Origin of the sequence: Paenibacillus sp. 2RAB27 (assembly GCF_052115445.1) — a bacterium.
In the GTDB taxonomy this organism is placed as follows: Bacteria; Bacillota; Bacilli; order Paenibacillales; family NBRC-103111; genus Paenibacillus_E.
Window position 1 is genome coordinate 599,869 of record NZ_JBFRGR010000002.1, and the last position, 23,444, is coordinate 623,312.

The following is a 23,444-nucleotide window of genomic DNA, read 5'->3' on the forward strand; positions in this document are numbered from 1 at the left end:
ATCCACAATCATATACCCTTGTTCAATTTCAACTATTGAGTGACTTCTTTATTCCAGCGGTCAATCCAACCTTTAAGGTTTTGATTCACGAATTTCATGTCCAATTTGCGAAGCTTGCTTACGACTTCTGTTCCATAAGTAATACCTTGCGCTTCATCAGCCGAGAGCTGAAGTGTCGTATTCACAGGTGAATCGATTTTGGACTTTGCTGATTTTTCTTGGACTTCTTTGCTCAAATGCCAGTTGATAAAATCTTCAGCCAACTGCTTATTTTTACTTCCTTTGATCACGTTAACCGTATTCATGACAGCGTATGCCCCTTCAGTCGGGGAAACAAACTTAGTTTCCGGTACAGCCGTTTTCAAATCCTTTACATACATTTCCATGATTGGCCCAGCGGCAATTTCCCCTTGCGCGAACATGTTCACGAATTCGGAAGTTTGCCCGTAGTATTTGACGACGCCTTTATTTAGTTCTTTCACCTTGGCGAATGCTTGATCCGCATTGAACGTTGTGTTGCCTGCAACGACCGATGCCGCATCAAGGATCATTGGACCTGTTGTCGACGTGATGCTTGGCAATGTCAGTTTCTTCGCAAGCTCAGGACTCCATAAGTCGCTCCACGACTTGATTTCTTTACTCGTCGCCTTCGGATTATAGGCGATTCCCAACCGACCAATCGTATAGGCAGGACCATAGTCTTCACCAAGCGGAGCCTTTGCCAAATCGTAGATGTCTTTCAAATTCGGCATACGGGTGCGATCAATCTTTTCAAAGAGTCCAGCTTCAATACCTTGCTGTGCATAGTAATCGGATAAATAGATAAGATCCACTTTGGAACTGCTGCCTTGCTTCACTTTGTTCAGACGCTCCGAATTGTTCCCAATTTCCAGTACGATCTTGACGTTGTGCTCTTTCTCAAACGGCGCATATACTTCTTTCTTGAAGAAGTCATCCGAGAAGCCCCATGTAGAAATGACTAATTCGGTAGGCGCTCCTTTGGCTGTTGCCGTCGGTGCCGTTGAAGCTGGACTTGCGCTTGCAGTACCCTGATCTTTGGACGGAGCTGCGCCGCATCCTGTGAGAGCTAGTCCCACCACGGACAGTGAAATAAGGCTATGAAGCATTCTTTTTTTCATCATGAATAACCTCCCAAGTTTGTATATCTATATTTTGAAGCGTCAAACCCTTGTCAATTTTTACTAGTATGCTACCCTCGGCTTCATATCTATGCGCAAAAGCAATAATAAACAGAAAAGTGCCCTTGATAGAAGAAATCTTCTAATCAAGAGCACTTTTCATCGTAAACAATGTAAAGAGACATCTACGGATATACATGCGGTTTCCACTTAAGATAGATCAAAAGTGAAACACCATGGTCTAAGCTATTCGGTTTGTTTAAGAATGATGTTCGTAATTGCCCATTGCGTTGGCGGATCATAATCTCTTAATACCGCATCCATCGATAATCCCATCTCTTGTTCCAACTTCTCGCGGATTCTTTTCTTATATATCGAAGACATATAGAAATCCACTTCGTGTTTCAAAGTCGGCGCCTCGCCTTCAAGCGCGGTAGAACGGGGGGAACGACGATGCTTTGCATGAAAAGTAATGATGTTCTGATCCAGCGATACCTTCAGTAAAGTGGTTCCAAAGCCGAACAATTCTTTAGAAATCTCGTTATATAGGTGACACAGCTTCTTCTTGTACTCATTAGAATCTGATTGGGACATTAAAATCACCTTCAAGAACGATTATTGACTTTTATGATTTCAAATCTATCTTAATAATACATAGGATTACTGAATAAATCAAGCAAATCGTTCGCCTTTTTATCTATATTGACTAATTATAAAGAGTACATCACATAGAAATATGCCATTTTCCCGAAATATCTCTCATGCTTTGTAAGAATTAATACTTCCACTGAAGGTCCATTCATTCAAATTTCATCAATCACATCACTCTTCGCAAAATATTAAAGTGTTTTCCTCACAACATGGGATCTTGCATGATCATTATAATTTTTGAATATCAATCGACTAAAATTGTAAGCACCGTTATTCCAAACATGGAAATCATGAAAACCATTCTTAATCCGAATTTGATAAAAATGATAAAGAGGATTCCCCGAATGTATAAGCCCATCTATAGATTTTATGTAGCTGCCATTTGCTACTCCGTCTGCATCGCCGCAGGTGGTATATAGTAAATGAAGGTTATAGAAGCATGATGTAAGACTGACTCCAAGCGTTTTGCCATCACTTGACGTAGGAGCGTTGGAAAAAGCTCCGACATTAGCAAACAAATCTATCATGCCTGGAGCGAGCACAGTCTTGTCCAATCCGTTATTCCAGGGACTCTCTGTGCCAGTGATTCGCGTCGAATCATGTCGGTAACCACCGAGTATTAGATTCAAGGCTTGCATTCCCCCCATCGAAAGCCCGGCGATCGCTCTGCGCCTGCGGTTATATATGATTCCCTCAGGTGAAGTGACTGTTATATCTGCAAAGGTTTTGTAATTGGATTCTATAAATGGAATCAGATCGTATCTCAGCTCATAATCAAAGTAATAGAATCCCAGCATATTGGTTCCTTCGGGATTGAAGGAGGTGTCTGTCCAATCATGAGCGCTTCTTCCGTTAGGAAATACGACGATCAACGGATCGATATCACCGTTGGCAATGAGATTGTCAAATAGATTACAAATGATAAATCGTCCGTCGGCCTTACCGTTACTGCTTAACCATTCATCTTGATCCCCACCTACTCCATGAAGCAAATACAGTACATTATATCTAACAGTAGAGTCCTTTGGATCATAACCCGCAGGCAAGTAGACGTTGCATTTCTTAAATATCGCATCTCCTGCAACCGTTTCTCTTCCTGCTTCACTGGCATCTATGTTCCTATCTGTTACAAGCTGTCGAGACAAATGAATATAGTTGCCTACCTTATAGGAAACCTCTTGAATCGTACCTTGAAGCCCATCATTAACTGACCTCAAATATTCGGCAGGTACTGCCGTCACATTTATGCTTCTCATAGATCATTATTGTCCCTTCGAATATATTCTTTCTACAATAAGAAATCATGGCCAGCAGAGACCTGAACAGCATTTGATCCCTTAGCCCAAAACAAAGCTGCCGCACATGAAATTCACGTGCGGACAGCCTTCCTTATTCATGCTCGCGAGCGTTATTGGAACTTTTGAGCATCCAAAATCCTAATGATGATAACCGTCGTTTCTGCGCGGGTGCTAAAAGCCTTCGGCTTCAGCGTACCGTCTTCGTAGCCGTTCAGCACACCCTTGGCGTTCAAAGCCACAAGCAGTCCTTGAGCCCAGGTGGAGACTTCGCCTCTGTCCTTATATTCCAATTCACCGTTGACAGGTACCACATGTGCGGCACGTGCAAGTATTACAGCCATTTGTTCCCTAGTGATGTTGTCATCCGGCCCGAAGTTTCCAACTTCATAGTCATCCACGAAGAGTTCTATTAGATCCGTCGCGGTTTTGGTCATGTCTTTGACCGCTATGCGGGCATACACATTTTGTTCATCCCACAAGGTTTTCACTTCAGCCTGAAGGGTACCTAATTGTTGCGTTTTCAATGCCGGAACCGTGTTCCAAACCGGATCTGAAGCATTAGCCGGTGTACCTTTCGCTGTATTTGCTGTCTGCGCGGTTATTGGAAGATGGGATGGTGTCAGCGTCTTTACTGCTTCAATCATTCCCCAATAAGCATATTTGGCTTGATACTGCACATCGAAAGGGAAAGGAGCATCTTTACGGGTTGTACCTTGGTTATCAAGCCAGGTATGATCATCTGCAATCCCCCATATCGTAACATTGCTGATCCATCCGTCAGGATTATAGGCCTGCGTGTTCGAGGCAGCATGTTTGCCCTCATTGTCCAGCCGAACAAGCTCTTGGAACAATTGCTTATAACGGTAGACTTGTTTCACAAGGCTGGTATCATCATAGCTGGTGGAACTGTTGTCGGTATAAACCGAAACGTCAAGCTCCGTTATTTGATTGTCGAGCCCGGCTTCTCCGAATTTCCGTATGGAATCAGAAATTTGCTCGATCGAAGGACCGCCAATGCTGATGTGCGTTTGATGACCCACACCGTCAATGTGAACTCCCTCGCCTTTCAGCTTTGTCACCAAATTGAACAAAAAGTCGCGTTTGGCCGGATCCTGCGTACTGTAATCGTTGATATACAGTTTAGCGTCTGGCAACTCTTGACGAGCAACCCTAAAGGCTGTACGGATGAAATCCAAGCCAGTCAGCGTATACCACTCGCTCTTCCGCATGCCGTCCGGCTGTCCAGGATCAATAACTTCGTTGACCACGTCGACGGCATTGATTGGCACTTCCATGGAACTATAGTGACGTGCCACGGTTTGGATATACGTCGTCAGACGGTTAAGCACCAGCTGTTTATTCTCCGGTGTAGCTGCAAGCGGCTGGCCCTGCGCATCCTTAAACATCCATTCAGCAGCCTGCGAATGCCAAGCGAGGGTATGCAGCCGGAAATTCATCGTGTGATCCTTGGCATATTGTGCGATCTTGTCTGCTTCCGTCCAGTTCCATTGCCCTTCTGTCGGTTCCAGAGAACCCGGCTTTGTAGCATTCTCAGCTACGAGCGAGCTATAGTGATAATCCAGAAGCGTGTGAACATCGGAAGTAAGCTGATCTCCTGTTACGGCAGCACCGACTTTGAAGTTGTCCGCATAGATGTCCTTCAAAGGATCAATATCCGTTTGAATCGGCTTCGGCCCGGATACTTGACCCACATAGGACAAATTGAAATCGTCTATATAGAAGGATCTTGTATCTTCGTACTTATTGGCTACTTCCACGTATGCATTCAATACGGTCGGAGTGCCAGCAACGGTAAACGCACCGGTCAATTGTACCCATTGATCAGAAGTTACCGTCACGTTTGACGAAACATTCGTATATGTACTATCGCCGCTCTGCACAGAGAGCCGCAATACAGTCGGGGATTGTCCCGGAGCCATTTTTACCCAAGTGGACAAATTGTACTTATAGCCCTTGTACATCTTGCCAAGGACATTCAGCAAAGGCCCATCATATTGCTCTGATACCGTGGTCAGCAAGCTCTTGGAGCCGCTTGTGGTGTGATTGTCTGCCGTCGATATATCGATATTGCCGGAGCCGTTTCTGCGCACCCAATTTCCTTGTCCGTCCTCAAAGGAGGATTGGACCCCAGTTTGGTCAACTGTTCCCGAATCAACCGGTGCAGCCGGCGTGACATCAGTTAACTGTACTTCATCGATATAGAGGTCCTCCGTAGTGGTGGAAGCTGAAGCTGAATCCGACTCCACCCATATTTTGAACGCCTTCGTATCACCTGGAAGCTCGTATCCCTTTAGTTCAAAAGTGGTCCATTCGGTGGAACTAACCGACTTATTCACCACCAGCCATGGATATTTATTGGTCAGCGAAGCAGCATCGACATTGGAAGCGATATGGAAATTATCGGTTCCTGCTCCGACTTTAAGCTTCAGTGACAAATCATACGTATGGCCAGCTTGTGTGTACGAAGTCAAATCCAGGAACGGGGAGCTATTACTTGCAGCACGGTTCGTCATCGCCAGGGATTTGGAGCCATCGGAGGCCGTTGCCGACGTCACGGCAATTGAACCGTCTCCCATCCAGGATACCTTAGCCCAACCGCCAGTTTGGTCGTCTTCAAAACTTTGGGACAATACGACCGTATTGCCGGCAGCCGATGCCATCACGGGCACTAGAAGTTGGGGGGAGATCATCCCAAACAGCAGCACAATTGCCATCCATACATGAAGTTGTTTTCTCACAAGCATTCTCATCCTCCTCTTCTGAAATCGCTTACAATTTTATTTCAATTTCATTCTACAACTTAGATAATTGGCTTCACATACTCAATTTAAAGAATAGTCCCCCCTTAATTATGGCAATTTGCCTACCCGATTACACGCCAAAATGCCTGCTTAGGCCGAAGATCCCCATCAAATAGAAACGGCCAGTTCTTTCTGCCGCGAACTGGGAAGTTGTCCAACCAGGTATAGTTGTCAGCCGCTCCCCAGAAAGTTACCGACGTAATGACTTCTCGATATTCCTTAAATAGCCTGAAGATCTCTTCGTACCTCTGCTGCTGCAGCTCCACCATTTGCTCGGTGGGCACACTCAGATCAGTCCGCCTGTCCTCAAATTGAAACATGGAAAGATCTAACTCGGTGATGTGAAGCTCCAGATCGAGGGAAGCGTATAGCTCGATCGCTTGACTTATTTCATCCAAGGAAGGACCATAGATATTCCAATGTCCCTGCATGCCGATTCCGTGGATAGGAACCCCCTTCTCCTTCAATGAACGGACGAGATTATAAATCTTATCCCGTTTGACAGGCTCTGTCTCGTTGTAGTCGTTATAGAACAGAAGTGCATTCGGATCGGCTTCATGGGCTGCCTCGAAAGCATGGCGGATATAATCCTCACCGAGAATCTCCAGCCATTTGGTACTTCGCATCACCAGATCCACCTTGTCCTCGATCGCCTCGTTGACCACGTCCCACGCATAAACCCTCCCCTTGTAACGACTGGCTACCGTACGGATATGCTCCTGCATCCGTAAGAGAACCAGTTCTCTACTGGCAGGACCGCCGGAAGGGCTTTCAAACACCCAATCGGAGGTTTGATTATGCCAGACCATCGTATGGCCCCGAACGGCAATCCCGTTCTGCATGGCGAAATCCATGATTTCATCCGCTGTCTCAAATGTGTAGCGCTCTTCCTCAGGATGGATCTCCGCGAACTTCATCTGGTTCTCCGCTGTAATGCTGTTATAATGCCTGGCGATGAAGTTTCCTTCGGATCGGATAGTCTTCGTGCTAACAGCAGCCCCGACTCTGAATATGTCCTTATAAGCCTCGTGTAAGCTCGGTACCTTGTTGTTCATAGATTGATAAACCTCCTCATCATCCCCTGTTTAAACAGGCCTACTATGTTATATGATATAGAATCTGACTACACTTACCATTCACAGATTAAAGAACTCTCCCCCCTTTTCTTAAAATCTTTCAAGATTGTGTGTAATGTTTTCAGTCGCACTCCTAACAAATAGACGTTTATTTCTTAGAAAAGAAATACACGTCCTTCATTTGCCATCCTTTATGCTTTGCTTAACTGTCTAAACACACCGGGCTTGTCAGACACACGTTTCTCAAACTCTTTGAGGAAATGATGATAGTGAACGTATCCGATCTGCTCCGCAATTAGACGAATCGTTTCATCAGTTTCGCATAGCATACGCTTCGCCGCGTTAATTCGCAGGTCATGAATATACTCAATGATGCCTACACCGTTCCTCTTCATAAACGCTTGGCCTAAGTATACTGGGTTCATGAAGAACCGTTCTCCGATATCTTTAATCGTCAGCGATTCCCGATAATGCTCCTGGATAAAACGCTCAATAACTCGAAGGGGGTGCCCGGAGAACTTCTCTTTATGCTGCTTTAGCTGGCTCATATACTGCTGCACATACGCTTGCAGGGACTCCTCCACTTCCTGTAGGGAACGATGCTCCCTTCTCAAAAAATCGCGAACACGAGGCAGCGCATCCGAATCAATACCCATGTCCCGCATGACAGCAGCGCTTTTCAAAACAATGCGTATGACCAGCAAATGAACGACTTCCCGGGCCGTTTTGTTAGCTGACAGTATCACAAACATTTGCTTAATCAGGTCCTCAACCCGCTTATCCTGAAGCGCCTCAAGGGCACTTTGAATGTTATCTACGATAGAAACCGCATGAAGATCATAGCTGATTTGCTTGTGATGAATCTTATCGTAATCGAGTGGACCACCGGATATATGAAAGAAATGATGCACGGATGTCTCTAGAGCACCTGCATACGAATCTTCTATATGACGGAGGGACTCCACCCGCGGTCCTATCGAGAAACAGCATTCGATACCCTGCTCATGTAGATCTTCGTATACCTGCCCAGCCCATTCCTCGATCTCAGGGAATGACTCCATAACAAGGCCGTCCTGGCTCCCAAACAAATCGATTGCATGAGCTTTTCGTGAAAGGAAGTAACGTGCATCCAGCTCCTGTTTTATGCCGCTAAGCCATTCTACATGAATGTACCTCCAGCCCTGATTTCCTTGTGCCAAGGGATCTAGTATTTCCCCAACGTTTCCGTCTGTTGCAGAAATTTCCCCCCGAAGCATTTGAGCAAGCAGCGTAGGTACTAGACGGTCGGTAACGAGGTCATGGCGTGCCCTTTGCTGTTCTCTGTGCTGCAGCTCTTCAATAACGAATTGAATAACAGCCTCCCATTCCCTGTCCAAAGCCGGTTTAAGCAAATAATGCTTTACGCCATACCTTAAGGCAGATCGAGCATATTCGAAATCATTGTAGCCGCTTAAAATGATGAATACGGGATCGTTGCCTGCTTTTTGCACCCGATCGATTAATTCTAATCCGTCAATGACCGGCATCCGAATATCCGTCACAACGAGATCAGGCTTACAGGCTTCAATGCAGGCTAAAGCTTCTTCGCCGTTCTCGCACATTTGTACGATTTCAAAGCCAAGCTCTTCCCATTCGACCATCAGCTTTATACCTTCCAAAGCGAAAGGCTCATCATCCACGAAGATAACCTTATACATGTCCGATCGTCTCCTCCTGTTTCCTAATAAGACTCAAAGGAATCTGTATGGTAACGCTCGTTTTCTCGAAGGGGATACTTTCAATTTGGAACAGTGAGCGTTCCGCATAAAACAGATTTAAACGTCGATACACATTGCGAAGTCCGATGTTCTTGCCGTTGTCTTCTCCTTTATACAGACTCTGAACAATTTCATCCAATTTTGTGCTGTTCATACCAATTCCGTTATCTTCGACCTTCATGAGCATGTTCATCCCAGCTCTTTCTACAGATATCCGAATTCTGCGATTCCCTTTCACCGATTGAAGCCCATGCTTGCAAGAGTTCTCCACGAGCGATTGAATACTCATCTTCGGGATTCGATACGATAGAACAGAGTCGTCAACGGACAATTCATAGTGGAACCGATCTTGGAATCTGAACTTCTCGATCTGGAGGTACATTTCAGTGAAGCTTAGCTCTTCTTCTACTGTCACCAAATCCTCCTTCCAGCTTAGCAGCCTTCTCAAAATCTGGGACAAGTTTTGAATAATTTCTATCACATGCTCATAACGATATTTCTTGCATACAACAAGAATCGCATTTAATGTATTGAACAGAAAATGAGGATCTACTTGGCTCTGCAAATAATTCAGCTCGGCCTGTACGCGTTCTAGCTCCAAATCTTTTTTTTGAATTTCGAGTTTGTACACGTCGTTAATTAAATTACGAATTTTCTCCGTCATCAAATTAAAGCTGCGAAGAAGATGACCGATCTCATCTTTTCCTTCATACATCGTAATGGGCTCGAACCTCTCATTTTTCACCAACTGCATATGTTTGGAGAGCTTTCTTACCCGGAAATTGAAAGAATGCATAATAATGTAAATCAATATTGTCGGAATGATCGTACTAATGAGCGTCAGCCAGATAAAGAAATGGATAACCCCTCTTCTCTCTTCCGCAATTCGACTTCCCTCTGGAATTCCGACCAGCCGCCAGTTAAGCACATAACTAGCGTTACTGAGAGGACTGACAAAACTATTTTCAGGTAAGCCTGTCAGCTGAGAAACCTTTGACACAGGCAGGGTCGGGAGCAAAGGGTCACTTCCCTTAAACGCACCTGCTGATTCAAGAACAAGCCGATTTTCCTCATCCACCAGCTTGATTAACAAGTAATTACTCTCTTTATCAAACAGCTCCAGCAGCTTATCCATCCGAATATCGATACGCAGATATTTGGAGAATTTCATGAGGTCTGGGAAATTGTCCAGCTTCCGAATAATGCTGACATATACCAATTTTTCCTCGGGATTCATGGGATTCGTATCCAAATAAGAGGTCACTGTCACCTTATCTTTATTTTCGTTCATCTTCTGATACCATTCACTCTTCAGATCATTAGGCTTAAGCATAAAGTAACTTCCACCATTGGATAGCGTTGGGTTCGATGTGTATACGCCAATCCAAGAGATGTAAGGATAAATATTCGGATACTGCCCCAATTTGTCTCGGAGGAAACTGTCGTATTCTTCGTAATAAGCAACATTATCCGAGTACGTAAATTCTAGCATCTCATTAAATACACGATCAGCGGAAACAGCATTGCCAATCACAACACCTGAGTTCACCATTTGCATGATTTCATTTCCAACCCTATTCAGAGAAATCTGCAAGTTATCCATCTCTCTACGTTCTGTATTTTTGCTATCCTGTAAGAAAAACAAGCTGTTTATACACAATATTGGCAGCAACACACACATCAAGTAAATGATCAGAAACTTGAACTTCAGGGGAATATCATTAACAATACGCAACATTTTCAATTTCCGGCTCATATTTGCTCTCCTTGTCAGTCATAGGTTAACCCTTCTTGTAGGCGGAGGGTAACAGGCCAGTAAGTGCCTTGAACTTGGTTACGAACTGTTCGGAATCCGAGTAACCGACACGATCAGCGACATCGGATATTTTCAGTTCTTCTCGGCGAAGTAATTTTTTGGCCTCGTCGATTCGTACGACATGTAAATATTCATTGAAGGTGAGGCCAACTTGCTTCTTAAACCTCTGGCCAAAATACGCAGCATTCAGCCTAAAATGCTCTGCAACAACCTGCAGTTGCAGCTTTTCCCTGTAGTGCGATTTAATATATTCTCCTGCTGCGGATACGACCTCATCTTGCCCTACGCCTTTTTTCTGACCAATCCACTCTACTGCTTGCAGAATTTCTTGTGTTACTTTGCGCTCCAAGAGGCCAATATCCATTGGAACAGTGGGAACAAACCAATTTGAAGCCCAATTAGGATCACCGCCAAATTGGGTAATTGACTTAAGAATTTCAAGCTTAATGTTGTCTAAATAAGCACTTACCCAAGATTCAGATACGGACTGCCTCGAAAAAGCGATGAATAACTGGTGTACTTGGGCTCGCACTGTTTCTGGACACCCACTCCCTACAGCATCTAGGATAGATTCCGTCATACCAAATGCAGGAAGCGTCTCCGCTGACCACTCTCCTTGATAGATGTACATTCCTTCCGCTCCAGAAGGGAACTTGCACATTTCGGCTATAAGCCCCTCACGAAATGCTTCTTTTAACGCATGCGGTCCCTTATGTTCACTGCTAATAGAAAAGGAGATCGCTGTGCCCCAGTCATGTCTGACACTGGTCATGATCTCTGTCATCATCTCAGTAGAAAGTTCGCGTTCCTCGGGTCCTGTGACCAGCAAGAATCCATGGCGTTCTTTCCCTACGCCAAATGGAATCATCCTCACTTGCGTAAGCTTCATCTTATCTGCAATAATCTGCTTCAGGTCCGCCTGAATTTGAGCTTGAATGTTAGGTTCAAGTAAAACGCAGCGGAAGCTAGAATGTTCATGAAGATCCAACAAAGCGCTCGCCTGCTCGATCCATTTCTGCCTGTTTTCACCCTGTACCAACTTTGAAATCGTTTCCAATCGTAAGCAATCTAAAGCAGCGCTTTCGAACTGGCTAGCAGCTATACGTTCTAGAATCGTAACTGCGACCGCTTCCACTGCAGCTACGAGCTCCGCTTCAATTAAGGGTTTCATCAAATAATTGGCGACACCATGCCGCATCGCTGTTTTGGCATATTCGAAATCCGCGTACCCACTCAAAATGATAAATTTCATTTCAGGATGGAGGCTGGACGCTTGTTCAATCAATTCCAAGCCATCTATAACAGGCATTCGAACATCCGTCAGCACCAAATGAGGCAGTGCCGACGCCATCAAAGCTAATGCGTCTTCCCCATCTGAAGCTTCCCCGCACACTATAAAGCCTAGTTTATTCCAATCAATCATCGTCCGCAGTCCCTCTAGCATGTAAGGCTCGTCATCGGCAAACATAACCCTTAACATGGGAATCACCTCACTTCAGAAAGTCGATATGAACTATTATAAAGGATAAGATGAGATTGTATAAAGCAAAAACCGTCCCAGCACCGAGCTGAAACGGGAAATGATTATGATCATCACTTGCTAAGTCTTATTCTTTGACACTTCCAAGGTTCATACCGACGATAAAATACCTTTGCAGGAAAGGATACACGAATAGAATCGGAACCGCCGCCACAATCGTGATCGCCGCACGTATGGAAGAAGGCGTAACCATGGCCTTCGTTTGATTTGCGTTTGCCCCAGCCATCAGACCGGGATCGTTGTTGCTGCTCATCGTTGATCCAAGCAGCTTCATCATTTCGTACTGAAGTGTACTCAGCTTCAAATCAGACGAAGCATACAGAAACGTATCGAACCAGGAATTCCAAGAGCCAACTGCAATAAACAAGGCGATGGTCGCTAGGACAGGCGTACACAGCGGGAATATGATGCGTATAAATATGGTGAAATCACCGGCTCCGTCCATTTTCGCAGACTCAACCAAGCCTGAAGGAAGCGTTCGAATATACGTCCGAATGACAATGAGATTAAACGCATTCACCATTCCTGGGAGCACATACACCCAGAAGTTATTCAGAAGCCCCAGGCTTTTGATCAGAAAGTAGTTAGGAATAAGTCCTGCATTAAAATACATCGTCAACACAAAAATTAAACCGATGATTTTACGAAAAAGATAGTGGGGCTGTGCTAGTGTATACGCTAACATGGTGGTAAGGAATACACCTATCACCGTCGTTGTAATCGTACGAGCGACTGAAATCCACGCCGCATGGTAAATCGTACCCGAAAGGAAAATCGCCTTATAATTTTGCAATGACCATGAACGAGGCCATATATAGATGCCTCCCCGAAGCGCATCATTGCCCTCATTGAATGAAATCGTTAGTGTATGAAGGAACGGATATAATGTTACTATAGCAAGAACGAGCATGAAGATGCCGTTAATCGTATGGAACAGAATCGGCTCCATCCGAATTCTGCGCGCAGTCGTTGTCCCCATCGTCATTTCTCCTTTATATCAACCGCTCTTCACCAAGACGCTTGGCGGTAGAATTTGCAATTAGAATAAGGATTATGCTTACAACTGTTTTGAAAATACCTGCCGCAGTGGCCAGCGAATAGTTGCCTTGAGCAATCCCGTACTTTAGAACGAAAATATCAATCGTTTGCGACCAGTCGACAATCAATCCATTGCCGAGCAGGTACTGGATTTCAAAGCCTGCATCCAGAATATGTCCGATGTTCATGATTAATAGAATGATAAATGTCGACTTGATCCCAGGCAATGTGACGTACAGGATCTTCTGGTAACGGTTTGCACCGTCGATCCCAGCAGACTCATACAGCGACGGATCAATCGAGGTGATAGCTGCAAGGTAAATGATGGTATTCCATCCCACCTCTTTCCACACATTAGACAAGCCCACAATCCCCCAAAAATATTTACCCTGACTAAGCCACATCACAGGTTCATTAATGAGGTGCAGCTTCATCAACAACTGATTAATGATACCATCGTCAACGGATAGCGAAGTCGCTACAATACCCGCAGCAATGATCCATGACAGAAAATGGGGCAGATAAGAAATCGTTTGGATGGACCGTTTCCAGAAACGAGCTTTAATTTCATTCAGCAATAGTGCTAAAAGTATGGCTGTTGCAAAGCCAAGAACCAAATTGATCATACTCATGGCAAGCGTGTTGCGAAGCACTGTCATGAACGTATCATCTTGAAACAGAAATTTAAAGTGCTTCAACCCCACCCACTGTTGTTTGGAAAATTTCAAAGCCGGACGATAATTCTGGAACGCCATCAACCAGCCCCAAATCGGTACATAATTGAAAATAAGAATATAAATCACGATGGGAAACGACATCAGAATTAACTGCTTCTGGTTTTTGATCGTCTTCCAACTTAAACCGACGCCGATTTCCGGATCAATTTTTTTCTTTTTCTTTGGTCTTTTGGACAGTATGGTCTCGGCCATCGACATTCCCTCCTAGGAAGTAAATCGGAGAAGACCCTGAGTCTCCCCCCACACTACTGCATGTTCTATTCTCTTATTTGCTGCTCCAATTCTTAATACGCCAGTTAATTTGTTCATTGATACGATCTTCGATGGCTTTGAAATTGCTTTTGGAAATCTGATCCACATATTCCTTCCATACACCTTCAAATTCATCCGGTTTGACCATAATAGCTTTCGGCAAATATTTGACGGCAAGGTCTTCCATCTTCTGATTGGCCACTTTGGCTGGTGAACCATCCACCAGATCAATACTCCACGCTGGGTAGTATATGGGATTTTCTACAGGTGATTTGAAGAACTCTGCCCATGTCTTATGGTTGTATGCCTTCAGCACTTCCTGATCCTGCGGCTTCAAACTGTCGAAGAATTCCTGTGGCTGTGATCCCGCATCAGTTGCATTTCCGTCACTATACGAACCTTGCATCTTAGGAAGGCCACCCAAGAACGCATCCGCTTTATTCGCTAGCTTCCATGTATTATCGTCTGCTTTCGCGCGCTGTTCAGGCGTACGGTAGAACTTACCGTCCTTCACCTCATAATCCTCGCCTTGAATACCCCATTGGAGCGTCTTCTGCCAATCTTCGGTCATTAGCGCATCAAGGAATTTGATGATTTGAACCGGATCCTTGGCTTTCGTCGAAATCCCGAATCCGCGATTGATGTTCACAACTGGACGGTCACGGTAGTGCTCTGTGGCGCCTGGATACAAGAGCGGGAACCCGACGTATGTGCTGCCGAATTTACCTTGTGATTTCAAAGAAAGTTCTCCATCGTTAAAGTTCCATTGCTGGTCGAACATCCCAATAACGCGGCCACTGGCAATTTTAGCTAAGTACTGATCGTAGTTCTGTACCAGTGCTTCCCTGTCCATCAAGCCTTGCGCATTGATCTCATTCAACTTCTTGTAATAGGTCTTGGCAATATCCTTGTCCGCAAAAATTTGCGCTTTCCCGTTATCGACGATAACACCACCGTCATTTGGATAACCAGCTAAATGCTCTGGCGGATTAAGCAACGGGAATTTTCTCCAGTCGAAGCTCAACGTCTCGAACCCGATCATATCTGGATGTTTCGCTTTGTATTTCGCTATGATAGCGAAATAATCGTCCAACGTTTTAGGAGTTGGATAACCCATTTCCTTCAGGACATCCTTTTGCAAGTAAAAGCCTGGTCCTCCATAGGCAGTATCGTTAACTTGACCACTGTACACACCGTAAGCCGGCAGAGCATAAAGGTGACCGCTTGCAGGATCCTTGATCTGATTCCACACGGAGGCATAGTGCTTCTTCAAATTCGGTGCGTACTTGTCAATCAGGTCCTCGAGGGGAATAAAAGCACCGGCTGCAATTAGTTTATCATCCCCGGACATAATATCCGCATAATCACCGCCGGCAATCATAACGCCCATCTTCTGCTGCAGGTCACCGACAAGAAACTCCATTTTTAGGCTAACGCCAGTTTTATCTTTAATCATCTTGTAGATCTTGTTGTCAGGAGTCGGCTGTTGACCAGGGCCACCAATGAACACTGACAATGTAACCGGTTTGATCGCGTCGTTTTTCGTTGCTGCAGGACTTGTCTGACTACCGCTAGGCGAAGAGGTGCTGCTTGCCGTATCCTTCGAGTCGGTGCATCCTGTCAACGTTAATCCTAGAGCCAGAACAGGTACCAAAGTTGCTAAAACAGGACGTTTTATTTTCTTAACCATTTTTCTAATCCTCCCTTATTGTCTCCATAAAGATGAATGTTTGTATAGGTCAATCATTTATTTGCTTACACTATTTATTATACGGATCAAGAATGCGCTTACAATTCACAGATTAAAGATATTCCCCCTATGAATTACAGCTGTTAATACTATACAAAGTCAAGAACACGTGACAATCGGAAAAATTCTGAAGAATGTCTGATAAACGTTCGTCCCATCTATACAAGCAGCTTCCTCCAATTCCTTGGGAAGTGAACGGAGAAAGGCAAATATCTTGACAATAATAAAGCGCTCCAGCGGGAAGTAAATCTCCCATCGGAACGCTTCGTTATGCACAAATCGAGTCAGCACTATATCTGATCGGCGGCGACTACAAGAAGATTTTCTCCTATACTCGCATAGGCAGTAAAAGAGAGTTCGTTTTCCGAAGCGAGCTGGTTTTCACTAATCAACTTTTCCTTCAACTTAGCTAGGAGCCCTTTCGCGTTAATATTATCAACTCTGACTGATACCGTATATTGATGTTTATTTTTTATTTTATCCATGTCCATCATGTAAATTCCTCCCGCAATGAAGTAAGCACCCTAAGTTCAATATTAATCGCCATGGTCGAAACGCATCTGTGCCCTACCCCTTGCTCGAAAGCAATGATTAATGGATAAGGCACAACATGCGCAATATTAGGTTATGTGATGGTTATAGTAAATCAGACTTACGTAGCAACTGTTGTACCATCTTAGCAACCTCAGCTCTTGTAATATTTGCTTTCGGTGCAAGAGTAGCTTCGTCTCTTCCACTTACAATACCCGCTTGGATGCTATTAGCAATGCCACTCATTGCCCAAGGTGCACTTTCTGTTGCATCTGTGTAAGTACGTAATACATCAGCGGCATTGTGGTTTGTGAGTTTCGCTTTCAAACCGGTCATCTCCATCGCTTTAGCAATAATAGCCATGGCCTGCTCTCTAGTAATCCTGTCTCCAGGACGGAAAGTACCATCCTCGAAACCGTCAATAAGATGGCTGGATTGAGCCGTCATTATTGCACTACTGTACCAATCCGCAGCCTTAACATCGGAGAAGTTCGATGTTCTATTCTCCAACTTTAAGCCCAATCCTCGAACGATAATGGCAGTAAACTCGGCACGAGTAATATCTGCGTCGGGATTAAATAGGTCATTGCCAATCCCACCAATGATCATTCTTGATCCTAAATTGTTCACAGCATCTTTTGCCCAGTGCGTCGAGACATCAGAGAATGATACTGGATGCCAAATCAGAGAGTACGTACTGTTCGTTAAACTGCTAACCTCTGCATAATACTTGCCGTCTACGTTTACAAGTTTAGTTGGTACATGACGAACTGTTCCATCTGGCTCTATAACAACCGCCGTAGTAATCTTATTCCGATCTACGCCATCCGGAATGGCAATCGTACGTTTTACATAGGCGTTGAAGTTAGATAATAGGATGATCTTTTCGCCGTACTTCGCTTCAACTGTAAATTCAATCGGTGGAACGACAAGTGTAAACTTATCTTTGTCTGCTGCATTCTCCACGACTTTTACCATATTAGGGGATGGCTTTGCGATCTGAATTTGAATCGTAATGTCTTGCAAGGCCACTGATCCTCCGACTTGATCTGAGATCGCGCGAAGATCAATTTGTTGTGCAGGCAGCGTATACGTTGCTCGATCCGTTTTAATCTCTACTATAGCTTTGTTTTCTTGTAAGTTTTTGACCATCTGACCGTTCAATTGACCAATTACAACATCGGAATCGCCAGTAACTGGCACAGTAATGTTAGCTTTTTCCCCAACCACCGCGAGCAATTGATCAAGCTTCTTCTGGTCAAATGCAATGGTCGTGACTGTCTGGCCATTCACTTTAGTTGTTTCTGTGCTTCCAGCACTTTCTGCTTTTCCGTTAACCAGAATGTCAGCGTCTTGACCGCTTGTCACCGGTGTTGTTGGTGTTGTTGGTGTTGAAGGAGTGCCACTGTCACCACTGTCACCACTGTCACTATTGTTATCCAGTGGAATTACCGTTATCGTCTTTTGAGCTGTCTTCTCTGTGCCACCGGCATGGACTGTTAATTGAAGCACCCCTGTTCCGACATTCGTTCCTTTAATGGTTACCGAATTCTTCCCGCTGTCTCCAATGATGCTAATACCGCCACTTGATTCCCATAGATACGTTGCATCCGTTACGCTTGATGGATTGATTAACGAGTTGAAAGTTAAGAGATCGTTCACGTTAACCGATTGAGCTCCGTTAGTAATTGTAACTGATTCTAGTGTATCGCCATTTGGATCTGGATCAACACTTGCTGGCGTCACTGTAATCGTCGTATCGGACGTTTTCTCCGTGCCACCGCCAATTACTGTTAATTTAAGTGTTCCTGTCCCGGAATTGGTTCCTTTGATGGTGACCGCATCATTGCTGTTGCTGCCTACAATGCTAATTCCACCACTTGTTTCCCATAGATACGTTGCATCCGTTACGCTAGACGGATTGATTACAGCGTTAAAGGTCAATTGCTCATTTACTTTAACAGTTTGCGATCCGTTTATAATCTGGACTGATTCTAATGGAATGACATCTGGCCCCGTCGGTTTCGTATTGAATTTCCAATAATCCATCGCGAATAAGTTATTGCCTGTGCCACTAAACATGAAGAAAACATTGTGAATCCCTTTCACATTCTCCACATTCGTTTTCAACAACTGCCATACTTGATTGCCACCTGTAGGCGCTATGTCCAGCGTACCAATTACATCACCAATCGGGCTGTCCAGACGTATTTCTACTTTACCGCCTACTGTCGATGCGATGTTTGCTTCAAACGAAGCAGCTCCTGTATCACCAAAGTCAGCATTAGATACTGCCAGCCAGTCTCCGTTATTAATATCCGTAACATCGAGGTTAAGGCTTGCTAGCGGGTTGCCTGGTGCTGTGCTCACCTCAGTAAGAATACCTGCGTTCCAAGCAATTGTTTCAGCTTCAACTCTCGTATAAGGATCAAGATTCGCTATCTGGGATACACCTTTCATATCCCCCTTAATATCTTTAATTAATCCATTATCATAATACTCAACCTTATTAATATGAGGAGAACGATAACCTTTGCCATCCCCTACGACAGCCTTACTGACCGTTTGAGCATGGTAGACCACATACCACTGATCATTAAATTCGAAAATCGCATGATGGTTATTACCGCCAACGCCAAAGAATACAGACGGATTTTTCAGGATCGGTGAAACGTAAGTAAACGGACCCATAGGACTATCACTTACCATGTAAGCAATTTCTCCAGGGGGAGGTGTTCCATCCGGGTGTGTTCCTGAGAAATTAGAGCAATAAGAGTAATAATATTTACCATTGTATTTATGAATACCTGAATCCTCAAACATATAAGGGGCATCAATTGTAACAGCTGACCCTGCCATATGAATCATATCATCAGCTAACTTCACTACTCTAGCCGTTTTCGGATGTGCAATTTGCTCTGGGGTTGGATTCGGATCTCCTGGTATACCCCCACCAAAATAGAGATAACCAGTTCCATCATCATCAACCAATACGGCTGGGTCAAATAGCCATGCTACACCAGGAACTCCAGGGCTGCTACTAGTGATCAAAGCTTGGCCCAGTGGATCAGTCCACGGACCAATGGGACTATCCGCAGTGAGTACACCAATTCCACTAGCACCATTTGCGAAATAAAGGAAGAATTTATCTACACCATTAATTTTCTTATGTGCTGCTGCTGGCGCCCAAGATAGATCTGCCCATTTGGCAACACCCGCGCCATTATTCGCATTATTCTTTCCAGCTACAGGGATTGCACCATGATCTGTCCAATTGACCATATCCGCTGAGGATATCACAAATATTCTATTCAAATTGCTAAATGAATTATCTTTGATATTTCCATTTGAATCATACTCATAATCGTCACTTGACATATAGATGTACACTCTGCCGTCATAAACCATCGCAAACGGATCTGCTCCTAATTTATGACTCATAAGCGGGTTCGCATAGCCTGGAATCTTGGCATATGCATGTGTAGGCAGTAGCTTTAATCCAATGTTTGATACGGAGTTGTTAACATTGTATTGAACATTTCCACCATCAACCCTGATGTAGTCTGTCTTAATTTGTACGGTTTGATCAGCAGGGACAAAGCCATTAACCTTTAACTTAATCGTTGCGAACACATTAGAAGATTGATTATTTGCAAAGTTTACGTTATTTCCAGTTACATGTAAAAGCAATTGATTGTTGGCAAACGTATAGGAAGTATTTCCAACAATATTAGCCGTATTAAAGTCTACACCCGTTACAATGAGTTCCTTCGGTATTTGAAAAGAAGCTGAGATTGCTGAATAATTCCCATTCGGTAATGCATTCATTTGGACTGGAACTTGCAGCTCGATGTTCTGAACTCCGATCACATTCGGAACATTGGTTAGATTTGCCTGAAGTACTGTTGCGGGCGAATTCGTTCCTGTCAATTTATTATCTATTCTAAAATAGTCAAAATCAACAATACCGCCTGTTGTTTTCGTTGCATAATTGAATAATGCGAATCGATATCCCATAAAATGAGGCAATGTATAATGCATTTGCAGCGTATTCCCTATTGCTGTCCATGTAATGCCGTCAAGGCTGTAATAGAAATAAGCCTTATCTGTCTGATTTTTATAGTCAAAATCAATTTTAAAATATACGTTATCCTGAGTGACAGGAATACTAGCTTTTTCAACTGGAGTTCCAGAACTGCCATCCACCATAACAATGGACTTCGAAGTCCCGGACATTTTCACCCCAACGAATCCATATTCTTTTTGGAATGCAGCGAGTCCTGCATAATCGCCATCTTTCATCTTGCTGATATCCATGGCCATATTTCCTGAGCTTTCTGGACCAAATGTTCTCTGTGTCAGTGTATTTCTGGCATCAAGAATACTTGTACTCTTTCTTCCAGTAGTAAGTCTTAGATAGCCAGAACGCTCCGTAAGGGACCAGTGGTTATTATCGGGATTATGATTCCATTGCCACACTAATCCAAGATTAGATCCATTGTAATCGTATTCCCCGTTCTTCACTTTATCCAAACCTCCAGCGGGCGTAGCGTCGATTAAGGAAATATCATCGACATAGAAATCCATTAGATCATTCGTCGGATCTTGCGCTGCTGTCCAGGAAGTTTCAATAAATATACGCGGTTGATTAAAAACAGCATTGTCAGGAACTGTATAGGTGCCTTCAATTGTGCCCCACACACCTTTGGTCATGACGCCTGATCCAAGAATCTTGATCGTCGTCCAATCTCCATCTTGGATATCGAAATTAAATGCTCTCGTAGCAGGACCTGAGTTATATTTCACTTTGGCGGAAAATTTATATTTACTGCCAGCTGTTACTTTTCCGGTTACAGACTGTTGCACGCCAGCTCCAGTTGCTGTCCGTCCACTAATGAATAAACTATTGGTTCCGCTAAAACGTTCATTCGTTGATACCACAACCGTTGCAGTATCATGTTTCTCCCAAGGAGTTAGGCCCTTTTCCATTTTACCATTTGTTAAAAGATTCCCATCAGGTGTAACATCCACGAAAGAAATATCATCGACGTAGAAATTCATTAGATCATTCGTGGGATCTTGGGCTGCTGTCCAAATTGTCTCAATAAATATACGTGGTAGAGTGAAGGTTGCATCCGCCGGAACCGTATAGGTGCCTTCAATTGTGCCCCATTCACCTTTGGTCATGACGCCTGATCCAAGAATCTTAATCGTCGTCCAATCTCCATCTTGGATATCGAAATTGAATTGCTTCGTAGCTGGTCCAGAGTTATATTTCACTTTCGCGGAAAATTTATAAGTAGCCCCCGCTTTTATTTTTCCAGTAACAAATTGTTGCACACCAGCACCAGTAGCTCCCCTGCCGCTAATATATAAACTATTGGTTCCGCTAAAATGCTCATCCGTTGATACCACAACCGTTGCAGTATCATGTTTCTCCCATGGCGTTAACCCGTTCTCCATCCCACCGTTCACAAAAAGTTCTGTTCCTTCATTTATAGGTAGTGGTGTCACAGGTGTTGGCACTGTAGGTGCTGTAGTTGAAGTTGTATTAATAACGGTATGCGATGCCCCCACTTTTTGGGAGCTTTGATAGAATTCATCAGAAGCGACCAAATTGTTCTTAGATGCTACACCACTAACGGGAATAGCCATACTTTGTGGAACCGTACCGTTAATGCCGAATACTGGCCAACCATCACTCCATGTAACTGGCACTAGGTAAGGTATACGTCCGACTGAGCCACGGTCTCCAAATAACATGGCATACCATTTGCCATCAACGGTATCAATGATACCGCCTTGTGCAATACCAGCATTGTTTAAGGCAACCTTACCTTCATATACACCATCAATTTTGTCTGCTCGATGCATGATTTCAACACGACCAGAATTCTTAGGCCATGTTATATTGAATACGTAATATGTACCGTTAATTTTTTGGATATGTGTGCCTTCAGCTTGAAGATTGACATTCTCCGCTGTACTTGCAACTAGGCTCGCATTAGGAATAATGACTTTATTAAGGCCGCTTGCTTTGATTGCGGTAGCATCTGGAGTCAGTTCAATTGCTTTAATATCACCGCCGCCATAAACCATATAGACACGTCCATCATCATCAAACAGCAATGACATATCATGATAAACCCCATCAAGCTCTGAATGGGTCCATGGACCCTTTTCTATATCTGTTGTTTGATAGATATAGGTTTTGCCAGTATCATAGGAAGCAAATGCCACATAATATTTGCCATTATGGTATCTTAAGCTGCTTGCCCATGAACCTTTCCCATAATTGTCTTTTCCATTTCTAAGTGCTTGTTCATCATTATCAGCAAGCATATCGTAAACATAATTGACGATTTCCCAGTTTTTGAGATCATATGATTTCATAATAGGAACACCAGGGTTCATATGCATGGTTGTGCTACTCATATAATAAGCATCACCTACTCTGATGACATCGAGATCGGGAACGTCAGCCCATATAAATGGGTTCTCTAAGGTGTCTTCATTGGATTGTGCATATATCGAAGCACTTGGTACAATACTTAGCAATAATGTAAGCGCTAATAAAAATACCCCTAGCTTCTTACTCATAAGCACAAGATTCCTCTCATGTTTCTTTTTCATTTCTATTTATTACACTCCTTCTTAGTAATTTGTATGTAACAAATTACTATGCTGTGATAATTACTGTTTACAGTTTAACTTAAACGTAATCATTTCAGAATGTAATTTCTTATTCGAAAAGTGAAGATTTCTATGAATTGACTTCGTAGATTCTAAGAAAAACCAACAAATACAAGTATGCCCTATCCATATGAAGCTTTCTATCTGGATAGGGCATAACTAGCATTCAGTTTTTATTGGAGTATTTGGGATGCAACAACCGCAAGATCACTAATATCAATCTTATTATCGTTGTTCATATCAGCAATCTTGGCTGTCGCCCAGTCTGTGCTATTGGAATTCTTACCGTAATGGTAAGCTACCATCGCAAGATCACCTACATTGATGCTTCCATCCTTGTTGAT

At 43.8% G+C, this 23,444-nt stretch carries 14 protein-coding genes; all 14 read right to left on the bottom strand.

Annotated elements, in window-relative coordinates; all coding sequences use genetic code 11:
• Positions 1-32: 32 nt before the first annotated feature.
• The 14 genes from AB4114_RS05140 to AB4114_RS05205 all read right to left on the bottom strand — a co-directional run bounded on the left by AB4114_RS05140 (position 33) and on the right by AB4114_RS05205 (position 23,444).
• Positions 33-1,142, bottom strand: coding sequence for an ABC transporter substrate-binding protein (locus tag AB4114_RS05140; protein WP_441987448.1), 1,110 nt, complete (start codon positions 1,140-1,142; stop codon positions 33-35).
• Between the two features lie 243 nt (positions 1,143-1,385).
• Positions 1,386-1,733 (bottom strand): hypothetical protein, encoded by a 348-nt coding sequence (locus tag AB4114_RS05145; RefSeq protein WP_056619026.1) that lies wholly within the window; start codon positions 1,731-1,733, stop codon positions 1,386-1,388.
• Positions 1,734-1,978: 245 nt separating this feature from the next.
• The gene (locus tag AB4114_RS05150; protein WP_441987449.1) at positions 1,979-3,046 is read right to left on the bottom strand and encodes an alpha/beta hydrolase; all 1,068 of its coding nucleotides are present in this window, start codon (positions 3,044-3,046) and stop codon (positions 1,979-1,981) included.
• 152 nt (positions 3,047-3,198) lie between these two features.
• Positions 3,199-5,853 (bottom strand): endo-1,4-beta-xylanase, encoded by a 2,655-nt coding sequence (locus AB4114_RS05155; protein ID WP_441987450.1) that lies wholly within the window; start codon positions 5,851-5,853, stop codon positions 3,199-3,201.
• A gap of 119 nt (positions 5,854-5,972) precedes the next feature.
• Positions 5,973-6,965 (bottom strand): endo-1,4-beta-xylanase, encoded by a 993-nt coding sequence (locus AB4114_RS05160; RefSeq protein WP_441987451.1) that lies wholly within the window; start codon positions 6,963-6,965, stop codon positions 5,973-5,975.
• Between the two features lie 212 nt (positions 6,966-7,177).
• Positions 7,178-8,683 carry a response regulator transcription factor gene (locus AB4114_RS05165; protein WP_441987452.1) on the bottom strand — a complete coding sequence of 502 codons (1,506 nt, stop codon included), beginning with the start codon at positions 8,681-8,683 and terminating at the stop codon, positions 7,178-7,180.
• Positions 8,676-10,499 carry a sensor histidine kinase gene (locus tag AB4114_RS05170; RefSeq protein WP_441987453.1) on the bottom strand — a complete coding sequence of 608 codons (1,824 nt, stop codon included), beginning with the start codon at positions 10,497-10,499 and terminating at the stop codon, positions 8,676-8,678. Before AB4114_RS05170 ends, AB4114_RS05165 begins: the two co-directional genes overlap by 8 nt.
• A 25-nt stretch (positions 10,500-10,524) precedes the next feature.
• Entirely contained in the window at positions 10,525-12,039 is a 1,515-nt protein-coding gene (locus AB4114_RS05175; RefSeq protein ID WP_441987454.1) for a response regulator transcription factor, read from the bottom strand.
• Between the two features lie 127 nt (positions 12,040-12,166).
• Complete coding sequence (locus AB4114_RS05180) at positions 12,167-13,078, bottom strand: carbohydrate ABC transporter permease (RefSeq protein WP_441987455.1); 912 nt, start codon at positions 13,076-13,078, stop codon at positions 12,167-12,169.
• A 13-nt stretch (positions 13,079-13,091) separates the two neighbouring features.
• The gene (locus AB4114_RS05185) at positions 13,092-14,066 is read right to left on the bottom strand and encodes an ABC transporter permease (protein ID WP_441987456.1); all 975 of its coding nucleotides are present in this window, start codon (positions 14,064-14,066) and stop codon (positions 13,092-13,094) included.
• A 73-nt stretch (positions 14,067-14,139) separates the two neighbouring features.
• Positions 14,140-15,816 (bottom strand): sugar ABC transporter substrate-binding protein, encoded by a 1,677-nt coding sequence (locus tag AB4114_RS05190; protein WP_441987457.1) that lies wholly within the window; start codon positions 15,814-15,816, stop codon positions 14,140-14,142.
• A gap of 350 nt (positions 15,817-16,166) precedes the next feature.
• Positions 16,167-16,370 (bottom strand): hypothetical protein, encoded by a 204-nt coding sequence (locus tag AB4114_RS05195; protein ID WP_441987458.1) that lies wholly within the window; start codon positions 16,368-16,370, stop codon positions 16,167-16,169.
• Positions 16,371-16,512: 142 nt separating this feature from the next.
• On the bottom strand, positions 16,513-23,007 hold the full coding sequence (locus AB4114_RS05200) for a family 43 glycosylhydrolase (protein WP_441987459.1): 6,495 nt from the start codon (positions 23,005-23,007) through the stop codon (positions 16,513-16,515).
• A gap of 266 nt (positions 23,008-23,273) precedes the next feature.
• The gene (locus AB4114_RS05205) at positions 23,274-23,444 is read right to left on the bottom strand and encodes a dockerin type I domain-containing protein (RefSeq protein ID WP_441987480.1); all 171 of its coding nucleotides are present in this window, start codon (positions 23,442-23,444) and stop codon (positions 23,274-23,276) included.

Coding starts and splice junctions, on each gene's coding strand:
- AB4114_RS05165 (WP_441987452.1), bottom strand. CDS start 8,683: ATGTATAAGGTTATCTTCGTGGATGATGAGCCTTTCGCTTTGGAAGGT.
- AB4114_RS05155 (WP_441987450.1), bottom strand. CDS start 5,853: ATGCTTGTGAGAAAACAACTTCATGTATGGATGGCAATTGTGCTGCTG.
- AB4114_RS05150 (WP_441987449.1), bottom strand. CDS start 3,046: ATGAGAAGCATAAATGTGACGGCAGTACCTGCCGAATATTTGAGGTCA.
- AB4114_RS05160 (WP_441987451.1), bottom strand. CDS start 6,965: ATGAACAACAAGGTACCGAGCTTACACGAGGCTTATAAGGACATATTC.
- AB4114_RS05170 (WP_441987453.1), bottom strand. CDS start 10,499: ATGAGCCGGAAATTGAAAATGTTGCGTATTGTTAATGATATTCCCCTG.
- AB4114_RS05140 (WP_441987448.1), bottom strand. CDS start 1,142: ATGATGAAAAAAAGAATGCTTCATAGCCTTATTTCACTGTCCGTGGTG.
- AB4114_RS05180 (WP_441987455.1), bottom strand. CDS start 13,078: ATGGGGACAACGACTGCGCGCAGAATTCGGATGGAGCCGATTCTGTTC.
- AB4114_RS05200 (WP_441987459.1), bottom strand. CDS start 23,007: ATGAGTAAGAAGCTAGGGGTATTTTTATTAGCGCTTACATTATTGCTA.
- AB4114_RS05185 (WP_441987456.1), bottom strand. CDS start 14,066: ATGGCCGAGACCATACTGTCCAAAAGACCAAAGAAAAAGAAAAAAATT.
- AB4114_RS05175 (WP_441987454.1), bottom strand. CDS start 12,039: ATGTTAAGGGTTATGTTTGCCGATGACGAGCCTTACATGCTAGAGGGA.
- AB4114_RS05145 (WP_056619026.1), bottom strand. CDS start 1,733: ATGTCCCAATCAGATTCTAATGAGTACAAGAAGAAGCTGTGTCACCTA.
- AB4114_RS05190 (WP_441987457.1), bottom strand. CDS start 15,816: ATGGTTAAGAAAATAAAACGTCCTGTTTTAGCAACTTTGGTACCTGTT.
- AB4114_RS05195 (WP_441987458.1), bottom strand. CDS start 16,370: ATGATGGACATGGATAAAATAAAAAATAAACATCAATATACGGTATCA.